This window comes from Achromobacter agilis (assembly GCF_900496965.1).
GTDB classification, from domain to species: Bacteria; Pseudomonadota; Gammaproteobacteria; order Burkholderiales; family Burkholderiaceae_B; genus Achromobacter; species Achromobacter agilis.
Genome location: NZ_UFQB01000006.1, coordinates 17779 through 29958, shown reverse-complemented (window position 1 = coordinate 29958; position 12180 = coordinate 17779). Strand labels below are relative to the sequence as shown.

Sequence of the window (12180 nt, the reverse complement as noted above, 5' to 3'; positions counted from 1 at the left end):
CAGTCGCTGACTTGGCCCAAAACATGCAACAAACCGCATCGGCGCCCTGTCCTGCGTTGCAACGCGATCCACATGCCCCCATCACAATCTTTCCGCAGCGGTCTGCCCGGCTGGCTTATTCTCATGGGCGCGCTGACGGCCATCGGCCCGTTCGCCATCGATATGTACCTGCCCGCGTTCCCCACGATCGCGACGAACCTGGGCGTATCCCGCGGCGATGTCGAGCGCACCCTGGCGGCCTACCTGATCGGGCTGGCGATGGCGCAGGTGTTCTACGGCCCCATGGCCGACCGCTACGGGCGCAAGCCGCCGCTGCTGGTGGGCCTGGCGCTGTTCATGGTCGCGTCCCTCGGTTGCGCGCTGTCCGGATCGGTCGAAGCGCTGACCGGCTGGCGCGTCGTGCAGGCGATGGGCGGGGCCGCGGGCATCGTGATCCCGCGGGCCGTCATCCGCGACCACTATGAAACCCATGAAGCCGCCCGCGCCCTGTCGCTGCTGATGCTCATCATGGGCCTCGCCCCCATCCTCGCGCCGCTGATCGGCGCGCAATTGCTGGCCATCACCAGCTGGCGCAGCCTGTTCTGGGTGATGCTGGCGGGCGGCGCGATGCTGATGACGGCGGTCCTGAAGATCATGAAGGAATCGCTGGCGCCCGAGCGCGTGGTGCCGCTGCGCTGGAACACCATCCTGCGGAACTACCGCGACCTGTTCGCGCATCGCGGCTTCATGGCGCACAGCCTGGCCGGCGGCTTCGGCCAGGCCGGCATGTTCGCCTACATCATCGGCTCGCCGCGCGTCTTCATCGAACTCTACGGCGTGCCTCCGCAGTACTACGGCCTGCTGTTCGGCACCAACGCCCTGTCGCTCATCGTCTGCTCGCAGATCAGCGCCCGGCTGCTGCGCACCTACACGCCGCGCCAGCTGCAGCGCAGCGCGCTGGTCTCGCTGGCCTGCGCCAGCCTGGCGGCGGTCGCGCTGACGCTGGTGGGCTGGATGACGCTGCCGCTGCTGATGCTGTGCCTGATCTGCTACATGGGCAGCCAGGGCTTCGTGAATCCCAACTCCGCGGCGCTCGCGCTGGCGGAACAGGGCAAGCGGCTGGGCGCGGCGTCGGCGCTATTGGGGACGCTTCAGTTGTCCTGCGGCGCGCTCGCCGGTTTCGCGGTCAGCGCCTGGCAGGCGGACAGCGCGCTGCCCCTGACCACCACGCTCGCGGTCTGCGCCTGCCTGTCCTGGCTCTCCGGCCGCGTGGCGCAATTGCACACCCGCTAGCCTGCCTGCTTGATTTATTTACGTTTTTCGTATTAGAATCTACGTCTTCACATGAAGTTTCCCGTGCAGGACTACTATGCTTTGTAGTTCGGCACTCTGACCCCAACCGCGTAGCGTCAAGATTTTTTCCAGGAATACTCCAGGAAAATCCGCGGGTGGCAGGCAGCGGGTATAAGCACTGGGGCGAACCGGAATTCAGGTTCCTCCTCATCCACTAAGACTGGGTGGCCGGCAAAGCAGCACTGGCGTCAAGCGCGGTGTTCCTGTACAGCCCGGCGGCTAAAACCCCGTCTACCCCCCAAGCGATGCGCGTAAGAACGACACAAAGAGGTGCATCCATGGCACGCGTATGCCAAGTGACCGGCAAAGGCCCGATGGTGGGCAACAATGTTTCGCACGCAAACAACAAGACCAAGCGTCGCTTCCTGCCCAACCTGCAATCGCGCCGGTTCTGGGTTGAAAGCGAAAACCGCTGGGTCCGCCTGCGTGTTTCGGCCAAGGCCATCCGCACGATCGACAAGAACGGCATCGACGCCGTCCTGGCCGACATGCGTGCCCGCGGCGAAATCGCCTAATCGGCCATCCCGCCAATCTACATACTAGGAGCACGACATGGCCAAAGGTATCCGCGAAAAGATCAAGCTCGAGTCGACTGCCGGCACGGGTCATTTCTACACGACCACCAAGAACAAGCGCAACATGCCCGAGAAGATGCTGATCAAGAAGTTTGATCCCGTCGCTCGCAAGCACGTCGACTACAAGGAAACCAAGCTGAAGTAATTCGGCCGGTATCCCTGAAAGCCAAAAAGGCCCTGCAATGCAGGGCCTTTTTGTTGTTCGCGGCGCTACGTTATTGCAGCACCGCGAAGACGCATGCTTCAATTGGGCCGCCGCCCCTCGCCCGAGGAGCCCGATTCCCCTATCCACGATACCTGCCATGCTCCGTCCCTGCCTTACCCTGCTGCGCCGCGCGCTTGCGCCGGCTCTCCTGACCCTGGCGTTGACCCCGATCGCCTTCGCCAAAGACAAGGAGCCGCCGATCCGCATCGGCGAGATCAACAGCTACAAGGCGATCCCGGCTTTCCTAGGCCCCTACAAGAAGGGCTGGCAGCTGGCGCTGGAACAGGTCAACGCCGGAGGCGGCGTGCTGGGCAGGAAGCTGGAAGTGATTTCGCGCGACGACAACGGCAATCCCGGCGATTCGGTGCGCGCGGCCCAGGAATTGCTGGCCCGCGAAAAAGTCGAACTGCTTTTCGGGGGCTTTCTTTCCAATACCGGGCTGGCGCTGACCGACTTCGCCAAGCAGCAGCAGGTGTTTTTCCTGGCAGCCGAACCGCTCACCGACAAGATCACCTGGCAGGACGGCAACCGCTATACGTACCGGCTGCGCCCGTCCACCTGGATGCACGTGGCGGCCCTGGCCCCCAAGGCGCTGGCCTTGCGCAAGAAGCGCTGGGCCATCGTCTATCCCAATTATGAATACGGGCAGTCGGCCGTGGCCACGTTCAAGGCCATGATGACCGCCTTCCAGTCCGACGTGGAATTCGTGGCCGAACAAGCCGTGCCGCTGGGCAAGGTCGACGCGGGCGCCGTCGTGCAGGCGCTGGCCGACGCCAAACCCGACGCGATCTTCAACGTGCTGTTCGCCGCCGACCTGACGCGCTTCGTGCGCGAAGGCAATACCCGCGGCCTGTTCGAGAACCGTGCCGTGGTCTCGGTGCTTTCCGGCGAACCCGAATACCTGGAACCGCTGGGCGCCGACACCCCCACGGGCTGGATCGTCACCGGATACCCCTGGTACGCCATCGACACCCCGGCCAACAACGCTTTCGTCGAGGCCTACAAGAAACGCTACAACGAAACCCCGAAAGTAGGTTCGGTCGTCGGCTACGCGTCGCTCATGTCGATCGCGGAAGGCCTGAAGGCGGCCGGCGAGGTGGACACGGAAAAGCTCGTCGACGCCTTCGCCGGCCTGAAGGTTGACACGCCCTATGGCCAGATCCAGTACCGCAAGATCGATCACCAATCCACCATGGGCGTCTACGTGGGCGTAACCACAGTGGAAGACGGCAAGGGCATCATGAAGGATTTCGCCTATATCGACGGCGCCCGCCTGCAGCCGCCTGACGAACAGGTCCGCAAAATGCGTCCGGCGCACTGATGAATCTTTCCGGACTGCTGCTGCAGCTGCTCAACGGCCTGGCGGACGCCAGCGCGCTCTTCCTGGTGGCCGCCGGCCTGTCGCTGATCTTCGGCGTGACCCGCGTGGTGAACTTCGCGCACGGCTCGTTCTACATGCTGGGGATCTATCTGGCCTGGACGTTCACCGGCTATTTCGGCGACGGCGCGGGCTACTGGGCGGGCCTGCTGCTGGCCGCGCTGGCAACCGGCGTCATCGGCGCGGCCATCGAATGGCTGGTGCTCAGGCGCCTGTACCAGGCCCCCGAACTATTCCAGCTGCTGGCCACGTTTGCGATGGTGCTCATCATCGGCGACGCCGCGCTGGCGATCTGGGGCCCCGAAGATCTTTTCGCGGCGCGCGCGCCGGGCCTGGCAGGCGCGGTGCAGATCCTCGGCCGCCGCTATCCCGAATACGACCTGCTGCTGATCGCCGCCGGCCCGGCCGTGCTGGGCCTGCTCTGGCTGCTGCTGATGCGCACCCGCTGGGGCCGTCTGCTGCGCGCCGCCGCCGAAAACCGCCAGATGCTGGCCGCGCTGGGCGTCAACCAGGCCTGGCTGTTCACGTCCGCCTTCACACTGGGCGCCTTCCTCGCCGGCCTGGGCGGCGCGCTGGCCGCGCCGCGCGTGCCTGCCACGCTCGGCCTGGACCTGGAAATCATCGCCAGCGCCTTCGTGGTCGTCGTGGTGGGCGGCCTGGGATCGATTCCCGGCGCCTTCCTGGCCGCCCTGCTCATCTGCTCGACCAAGGCCCTGTTCGTGTTTCTGGGCCCCGTGCAGATCGGCCCGTGGGTCTTCAACCTGTCCAAGCTCACGCTGCTGGCGGAGTTCGCCGTCATGGCCATCGTGCTGGTCGTGCGGCCCTGGGGCCTGCTGGGCAAACCGCCCGAGCCCTCGTCCCATGCCGCCGCGGCCGAACGCCCCATCGCCGCGGCCGGCCCGCGCTTGCGGCTCGCCTATGGCGTGCTGCTGGCCTTGCTGGCGCTCGCGCCGGTCGCGGCCATCCAATGGCCCTATCTGGGCATCCTGCTGACCGAAATCCTGATTGCCGCGTTGTTCGCCGCCAGCCTGCACTTCCTGACGGGGCTGGCGGGCATGACCTCCTTCGGCCATGCTGCCTGGTTCGGCCTGGGCGCCTACGGCGCGGCGCTGCTGCTGAAACTGGCGTCCGTGCCGATGGAAGCGGCGCTGCTGCTCGGCCCCTTCGCCGCGGCATTCGGCGCCCTGCTGTTCGGCTGGTTCTGCGTGCGCCTGTCGGGCGTGTATCTGGCGATGCTGACCCTGGCCGTGGCGCAGATATTGTGGGCGCTCGCCTATCAATGGGATGACGTGACGGGCGGCAGCAACGGGCTGATCGGCCTGTGGCCGTCGGCCTGGCTGGCGCGGGGCCCCTGGTTCTATTACGTGACGCTAGCGCTCTGCACTGCGGGCGTTTGGTGGTTGCGCCGGCTGGCGTTCTCCCCGCTGGGCTACGCGCTGCGCGGCGTGCGCGATTCGTCCCTGCGCGCCGAAGCGCTCGGGATGGATACCCGCCGCGTGCAGTGGGCGGGCTTCGTAGCGGCGTCCTTCGCCGCGGGCATCGCGGGCTCGCTCTACGCGTTTTCCAAAGGCAGCATCGCGCCCGACGTGCTGGCCGTGAGCCGGTCGGTGGATGGCCTGGTCATGATGCTGCTGGGCGGCTTGCAGACACTGGCCGGCCCGCTCGTGGGCGCCGCGTCCTACACCTGGCTGCAGGATGCCGCCGCGCGCAGCACCGAGTACTGGCACGCCGTGCTCGGCCTGGCCATCCTGGCCCTGGTCATGGCCTTCCCCGAAGGCCTGGCGGGCGCTGCAGCGCGCCTGGGCAGGAGACGCGCATGAACGCCGCCCCCTTGCTGCAAGTCAGCGAACTGCGGAAATCGTTCGGCGGCATCGAGGCGCTGGCCGGCGTGTCCTTCACGCTGGACGCGGGCCAGATGCTGGCGCTGATCGGGCCGAACGGCGCCGGCAAATCCACCTGCTTCAACGTGCTGGGCGGCCAGCTCCGCCCCGACTCCGGTTCGGTCCGGATGGACGGCCGCGAACTGGTTGGCCTGTCCGCCGGCAAAATCTGCCGGCTGGGCGTGGGAAGAAGCTTCCAGACTGCGGCGACTTTCCGCTCCATGACGGTCCGGGAAAACGTGCAAACGGCGCTGCTGTCCCGCGACCGGCAGCTCTTCAACCCCTGGCGCCGGGCCAGCCGGCACGCGGTCGGCGAGGCCATGGCCCTGCTGTCCCTGGTGCAGATGGCTGACAAGGCCGCCGAACCCTGCGGCACGCTCGCCTACGGGGACGTCAAGCGGGTGGAACTTGCGATGGCGCTCGCGCACCAGCCGCGCCTGTTGCTGATGGACGAACCCACGGCCGGCATGGCCACCAACGAGCGCCACGCGCTGATGCGGCTGACCCGCCAGTTGGCCGACACGCAGCGCATGGCCGTCCTGTTTACGGAACATAGCCTGGACGTGGTGTTCAAGCACGCCGACCGCATCGCCGTGCTGGTGCGCGGCGGCCTGCTGGCGGAAGGCGAGCCCGCCGCGATCGCCGCCGACGAACGGGTCAAGGCCGCCTATCTCGGCACGGACGCGCCCCCGCCCTGAAGCGCTGCGCGCCCGGCCGCAAAGCCGGCTCAGGCTTGTTTGGAGCCCCCAGGCTGGCACTCCCAGAAGATCCTGGCCTGGCAACCCGCGCAAACGTCGCGGTCCAGCCTGGCATAGATGGTGCGCAGCGCCGTCGCCTTGTCGGGAAACACGTGGTCCTCGCCCAGGCGGTCCAGGAAGCCCGTGCGACGCCACATCGCCAGCACCTCCGGGCGCGGCCGATGGAAATACAGGTCGCCGCCCATTGCCCTTCTCGCGGCCAGCTCGTCTTCCCAGACCTGGGCGCCGGCCAGATCAATGAAGTTCATGCTCTTTGCCATCACCAGCAGGTGACGCGGCGCGCCGGGCGCGGCCCGCAATTCGTGCAGACGCTGCGCCACGTGCGTCGCGGCGCCGAAGTAGACCGATCCTTCCATGCGCAGCAGCTTCAGCTGCGGGCACTCGGGCAGGGCTTCCGGCTGGCGTTCCAGCACCACGAAGCGCCGCTGCGGCCCGCGCGCATCGAACCCCATGGTGCGCATCGCGGGGCGCGACGTGCGGTGCAGATAAACCATCAGCGACAGCACCGTGCCCAGCAGAATCGCCACTTCCATGCGGATGGTGATGGTGGCGGCCAGCGTCACGCCGGCAATGACGCATTCGCTGGGCTGGGCCCGGATCAACTGCCGCCAGCGCGGAATATCCAGCAAGGTCCAGGCGACCAGCAACAGCAGCCCCGAGATGGCGGCATGCGGGATCATGGCCAGCAGGGGCGCCGACAGCGCCACCAGCGCCATCAGCAGCAGCGCCGAAAACACGGACGCCAGCGGCGTCTTGGCGCCCGCTTCGTAGTTGGGGACCGACCGGTTCAGCGATCCGCAGGACAGATAGCAGGAAAAGAATCCGCCCGCGATGTTGGAGAGCCCCTGCCCCACGAACTCGCGGTTCGCGTCGATACGCTGCCCCGAGCGCGTCGCCACGGCCTTGGCGATGGAAATCGACTGCGCCAGGGCCACGATGGTCAGCGCGAAGGCCAGGCTCAGCAGATCGGGCAAGGCGCGCCAGTCGATGCTGGGCACGTGGAAGGGAGGCCAGGGCTGGGCAATGGCGCCCAGCACGGATACCGGCTCGCCTTCGGTCAGCGCATTGAACGCCGCGGCTGCCGCCACGCCCGCCGCCAGTCCGGCCAGCATATAGGGCTTGCGCTTGTCCAGCCGGCGCACCAGCAGAGCCACCGCCAGGGTCGCCAAAGTGACCAGCAAGGCGCCCCAGTGCAACTGCCCGATATTCGCGCCCAAGCTTGCCAGCAAGGCGCCCGCGCCGTGCGAATCGGGCGCCGGCAAACCCAGGGCGTCCTTCAAGGCGTGCACCGCGATCAGCAAGGCCGCGCCGCTGGTAAAGCCGAACAGCGCCGACGGCGAGATGAAATGCGCCAGCGACCCGAGCCTCAGGGTCCCTACCAGCCATTGCATCATCCCGACCAGCACCGTCACGGCAAGCGCCAGCTGGATGTACCCCGGGCTGCCGGCCGCCGCCAGCGGCGTCAGCACGGCATAAAGCGCCAGCGAATTGGCATTGGTAGGACCGGACATGACGTGCCGGCTGGAACCGAACAGCGCGGCGACAATACAGGGAACGATGGCGGAATAGAGGCCGTACTCGGGCGGAAGGCCCGCCAGCATGGCGAACGCAACGCCCTGCGGCAGCACCAGCAAAGCGCCAAGCAGTCCCGCCGTCGCATCCGCGCGCAAGGTCTGCGCGTTGACCTCGTTGACCCACGGACCGAACAGCCGGCTCGCGGTTTTCATTCCCCCCTGCATCATTCCTTCTCGTCCCCAGGCATCTGCTCTTGAATCGGCCCTGCCTCCGGCCTGTCGGGCGCGGGCAAGGCCGTCTAGCGTAATCGCTAGCCCCGGCGCGCGCAACGCGCGCCTACTTCAAATAGCGGCGTTCCCGTTCGCGCATGACGGCATCGCCTTGCAAGGCGATGATTTCCTTGACCGACGGCAGGCCGGCGTCGACCTCGTGGATGCCGCCATCGCGCCGGATGCGGGCGAAGACGTCGCGCATGGCGCCCACGGCGGCGCGGATGGCGTGGTTGCCGTAGATCACCAGCCCGACCTTGCCCAGCGCCTGGATGTCGGATTCCCGCAGTTGCGGATAGGCCGTGGGCACCAGCACCAGCGGCGCCTTCCCCCGCCACGCCGCCACGAACGACAGAATCTCGCCGGGCGTGCTCTGCCTGGAATGGATCAGGATCGCGTCGGCGCCCGCGGCCTCGTATGCCGAGGCCCGGGCCAGCGCCTCGCCCTCGCCCGCCCCGGCGATCAGGGCCTCCGTCCGGGCAATGACGCAGAAACCGGCGTCTCGCCGCGCGCCGCAGGCGGCTTCGACCTTGCCCTGGAATTCCTCGATCCGCACCAGTTCCTGCCGGCCGGAGGCGCGCAGGCTGGTGTCCTTGGGAAAGGTCTTGTCTTCCATGACCACTGCGGAACAGCCGGCCGCTTCGTATTGCGGCACGACATAGGACACGTTGACCGCGTTGCCGAAACCGGTATCGATGTCGGCGATCACGGGCACGTCCACCGCAGCGGCGATTGCCCGCATCATTTCCAGGTGCTGCCCGAAAGGCAGGATATTGGCGTCGGGCACCGCCTGGCTCGCCGAGAGTTCGAAGCCGCTGCCCCATATCGCGTCGAACCCCGCCTCGGCCGCCAGCCTGGCCGACAGCGGGTTGTGCGCCGACATGGCGTGCATCAAGACGGAATCCTGCAATTTCTGGCGGAAGCGGGCGTTGCGGTTCATGGCGGGACAGATTGCGCAAAACCCGGCGCGGCGCGCGCCGGCTACGCGCATCGTAGCGCCAATCGGGCCGGCGCCGCGAGCTCAGCCCGCTTCGCCCCCCCGCCGCGACTTCATGGCCTGGCCGATGGCGGCCAGCGCGTCGTCCGGAATCAGCCTTGCCGCCATGGGCAGCAATTCATCCTCTTCGCGGCGGATGTGCGCGGCGTAGGCGTCGGTGAAGTCCTTGATTTCATGGGCGGGCAGATTGGCGGGCCGCCCCTGGGATATCTCGGAAAGCGCCTGGCGCAGCGGTTCCCAGCGCCGGGCCAATTGCCGGTGCTCGGCGACCAGCCCGTCCACCAGCGCGTGCAGGCAAACCGCGTCGGATCCGGCCATGGAATCGATCAGGGCCGGGAACAGGTCTTCTTCCTCGTCCTCGTGATGATGGGCGGCGGCAGTATCGAAGTAGCGCAGGACGCTGGCCGCGGCCGTCTGGGCCGCGGCGTCACTGCCGTGCGTGGGCAGGTGCGCGGCAAGCCGCCCGAGCGTGGCGCATTGGCGGGCGATGCGCCCATGACAGGCCGACAGCAGGGCCAGCGGATCGTCCGCTCCCGGCGCCGGCGCCGGACCTCCAGGAAAACTCACCGCCATCGCACACCTCCGTTATCCCGCGTGACCGCGCCACCACAACCGGATGGAATCCCACGCGCGCCCCGCGAATCCTGCCTCGGCCACCGGTTCCAGCGCCACGACCGGGAACTGCATGGCGGGCTTGCCGTCCACCAGCACCCGCATCTCGCCCACCGTGGCCTGGGCCGCGATCGGCGCGACCAGCGGGTCCTGCGGCGTCCAGATCCGCTCGACCTTGGCGCCGGCGGGCACCGTCACGTACGCATCGCGCGCGAACCCGGCCTTCAGGCTGTCGTTCTCGCCCTTCCAGACCTCGGGGGTGGCCACTGCCTCTCCCCGCGCGTAGAGCTTGATGGTATTGAACCCCTGAAAGCCCCACTCCAGCAACTCACGGCTTTCCTGGGTGCGCAGCTTGTCGGACGCGGTCCCGACGACCACCGTGATCAGCCGGCGCTCGTCCTTGCCGTTGGGCCGCTTCGCGCTGGCCACGATGCAATAGCCCGCCGATTCGGTATGCCCCGTTTTCAGGCCGTCGACGCTGGGATCCAGCCACAGGAGCCGGTTGCGGTTCGGCTGCGTGATCTTGTTGTAGGTGAATTGCTTGGCGGAGTCGTAGCGCTGGTAAAACTGGGGATAGTCGCGGATGAAGCGCGCGGCCAGCGCGGAAAGATCGCTCGCGGTGGAATAAGTGCCCGGATCCGGCAGCCCGTGCGGGCTGGCGAAATGCGTGGCGTGCAGGCCCAGCCTGGCGGCGGTGTCGTTCATCCGCGCCACGAAGGCCTCGACGCTGCCCGACACCGCTTCGGCCAGGGCGATGGCCGCGTCGTTGCCGGACTGGATCATCAGGCCGCGCAGAAGATCGTCCACCGACACTTTCGAGCCGGGCTCCAGGAACATTTTCGAGCTGCCGGCAGGCACTTTCCAGGCGCGGGTCGAAACGGTGACCAGCTGGGTTGCCGACAGTTCTTTCTTGCTCAGGGCCTCGAACACGACGTAGGCGGTCATGATCTTGGTCAGGGACGCAGGTTCGATCCGGGTCATCGCCTCGTGCGAGGCGATGACCTGTCCGCTGGTCTCGTCCAGCAGAAGCCATGCCTTCGCCGACAGCGCCGGCGCAGGCATGGATTGCGCCATGGCGCCCGAAACACACGCGGCCGCGACGATCAGACTCGCCGCCAACTTTTTCATAAACATATAGCTGCTTCACTTCCATGCGTTGTTTTCATGCGCGGGAATCAGCGCCAAAACCCCTTCAGACAGGCATCCGGCCATGTGGCGCTTTCCCGCGCCGCCCGCAATTGGAACATGCCCGACGAGGTTGGTTCACTCGCCACCGCACGCATGCAAGAAAGCGCGATGAATGTCACGACATCTTGCCGGAACCCTTGTAGAAGGCACTTTCTGCGTTGAAAACAACAAACAACGGCTGAAATCCCGCTGGAAAGCCGCATTTACCGCCACTCTTCCGCTATCATCGGGCGCGTGGCGTTAAATGCCGATAACCGGCACGCGCTGCTCCATGTCCTCAACATACGGATTTTGACCATGGCCACGAAAGCAAAAGCTCCTGCCAAGAAAGTCACCAAGCCCGCCGTCAAGGCGCCCGCGAAGAAGGCAACTGCCACCAAAACCGCTGCGAAGCCCGCTGTGAAGCCGGCAGCCAAGAAGGTCGTCGCCGCCAAGAAGGTCGCTGCTGCCCCCAAGGCCATCAAGGCTGCTCTGAACAAGACCCAGCTCATCGCCTACATCGTTGAGCAATCGGGCGTTGAAGCCAAGGCCGTCAAGGCCGTCCTGGCCAGCCTGGAAACCTCGGTTCTGGGTTCCGTGGACAAGAAGGGCGCCGGCGAATTCACGCTGCCGGGCCTGTTCAAGGTTGCCGTGCAGAAGGTTCCCGCCAAGGCCAAGCGCTTCGGCAAGGATCCGTTCACGGGTGAAGAGCGCTGGTTCCCCGCCAAGCCGGCTTCGGTCAAGGTGAAGGTTCGCCCGCTCAAGAAGCTGAAGGACGCCGCGCAGTAATTCCGCGCGAGTATCCGGTCAAGCCGGAAGGGCCCGCCTCGCAAGAGGCGGGCCCTTCTTTTTGCGGCAAGGATTGCGCGCCGCGGGAGGCTGCTGTTAGAATTTATCTTCATGTAAAGATACTTTATATTGAAATAAATGACGCCCCCCACGAATGACCTCGTCGACCAGGTGATCTCGCAATGGACCGAGGAATGCCCCGGCCAGGACTTCTCGCCCATGGCCGTCGTCACCCGCGTATTCCGCCTGAATGCCCTGGCCACGCGCAACGTGAACCGCAGCTTTCGCCAGCACACGCTGCACCAGGGCGAATTCGACGTGCTGGCCACGCTGTACCGCAGCGGGTCGCCCTATGCCCTCAATCCGCAGAAGCTGGTCGCGGCCTTGCTGCTGACCTCCGGCGCGATGACCAACCGGCTCGACCGCCTGGAGCAGGCGGGCCTGCTCGCGCGCAGCCCCAATCCGGACGACCGGCGTGGCGTCATCGTGTCGCTCACCGCCGAGGGCCTGCGCGTCGTGAAGGCGGTGCTGAAGGACTACCTGAAGGACCTCAATGAATTGCTGGATCCGCTATCGGCCGGCGAACGCAAGCAATTGGCCGGCCTGCTGAAGAAGATGCTGGTCAGGCTGGATCAGGAAACGCCCGGCGGCATCGACGCCTGAGCACTCCGCCCCGGCGCAACCCGCTATTCCCCGCCCGAGA

At 66.6% G+C, this 12180-nt stretch carries 12 protein-coding genes; 8 read left to right on the top strand and 4 right to left on the bottom strand.

Translation table 11 applies throughout. The features are described from left to right. The first annotated feature begins 123 nt into the window (after positions 1-123). The 6 genes from AGI3411_RS09055 to AGI3411_RS09030 all read left to right on the top strand — a co-directional run bounded on the left by AGI3411_RS09055 (position 124) and on the right by AGI3411_RS09030 (position 6068). On the top strand, positions 124-1272 hold the full coding sequence (locus AGI3411_RS09055) for a Bcr/CflA family multidrug efflux MFS transporter (protein WP_129527269.1): 1149 nt from the start codon (positions 124-126) through the stop codon (positions 1270-1272). A gap of 338 nt (positions 1273-1610) precedes the next feature. Continuing rightward, a complete protein-coding gene (rpmB, locus tag AGI3411_RS09050) occupies positions 1611-1847 on the top strand; it encodes a 50S ribosomal protein L28 (RefSeq protein WP_006223506.1) in 237 nt (78 codons plus the stop codon). Between the two features lie 37 nt (positions 1848-1884). Then, positions 1885-2052: a 50S ribosomal protein L33 gene (gene rpmG, locus AGI3411_RS09045; RefSeq protein ID WP_003810296.1), complete on the top strand. Its 168-nt coding sequence runs from the start codon at positions 1885-1887 to the stop codon at positions 2050-2052. 157 nt (positions 2053-2209) lie between these two features. Then, positions 2210-3433 (top strand): ABC transporter substrate-binding protein, encoded by a 1224-nt coding sequence (locus tag AGI3411_RS09040; RefSeq protein WP_129527049.1) that lies wholly within the window; start codon positions 2210-2212, stop codon positions 3431-3433. Next, the gene (locus AGI3411_RS09035) at positions 3433-5310 is read left to right on the top strand and encodes an ABC transporter permease (RefSeq protein ID WP_129527048.1); all 1878 of its coding nucleotides are present in this window, start codon (positions 3433-3435) and stop codon (positions 5308-5310) included. Before AGI3411_RS09040 ends, AGI3411_RS09035 begins: the two co-directional genes overlap by 1 nt. Next, positions 5307-6068: an ABC transporter ATP-binding protein gene (locus AGI3411_RS09030; protein WP_129527047.1), complete on the top strand. Its 762-nt coding sequence runs from the start codon at positions 5307-5309 to the stop codon at positions 6066-6068. Before AGI3411_RS09035 ends, AGI3411_RS09030 begins: the two co-directional genes overlap by 4 nt. 29 nt (positions 6069-6097) lie before the next feature. Here AGI3411_RS09030 and AGI3411_RS09025 read toward each other — a convergent pair whose 3' ends face one another. The 4 genes from AGI3411_RS09025 to AGI3411_RS09010 form a co-directional block, all read right to left on the bottom strand. Beyond that, positions 6098-7855, bottom strand: a complete 1758-nt coding sequence (locus AGI3411_RS09025; protein ID WP_129527046.1) for a SulP family inorganic anion transporter — start codon at positions 7853-7855, stop codon at positions 6098-6100. 124 nt (positions 7856-7979) lie between these two features. Continuing rightward, on the bottom strand, positions 7980-8852 hold the full coding sequence (locus AGI3411_RS09020) for a phosphonopyruvate hydrolase (protein WP_129527045.1): 873 nt from the start codon (positions 8850-8852) through the stop codon (positions 7980-7982). A gap of 81 nt (positions 8853-8933) precedes the next feature. After that, positions 8934-9482 carry a hemerythrin domain-containing protein gene (locus tag AGI3411_RS09015; RefSeq protein WP_129527044.1) on the bottom strand — a complete coding sequence of 183 codons (549 nt, stop codon included), beginning with the start codon at positions 9480-9482 and terminating at the stop codon, positions 8934-8936. Between the two features lie 12 nt (positions 9483-9494). Then, entirely contained in the window at positions 9495-10655 is a 1161-nt protein-coding gene (locus tag AGI3411_RS09010; protein WP_129527043.1) for a D-alanyl-D-alanine carboxypeptidase family protein, read from the bottom strand. Positions 10656-11006: 351 nt separating this feature from the next. Here AGI3411_RS09010 and AGI3411_RS09005 point away from each other — a divergent pair, with 351 nt between their 5' ends. Continuing rightward, positions 11007-11477: an HU family DNA-binding protein gene (locus AGI3411_RS09005; protein WP_129527042.1), complete on the top strand. Its 471-nt coding sequence runs from the start codon at positions 11007-11009 to the stop codon at positions 11475-11477. Positions 11478-11615: 138 nt separating this feature from the next. Continuing rightward, on the top strand, positions 11616-12140 hold the full coding sequence (locus AGI3411_RS09000) for a MarR family winged helix-turn-helix transcriptional regulator (protein WP_129527041.1): 525 nt from the start codon (positions 11616-11618) through the stop codon (positions 12138-12140). The last annotated feature ends 40 nt before the right edge of the window (positions 12141-12180 follow it).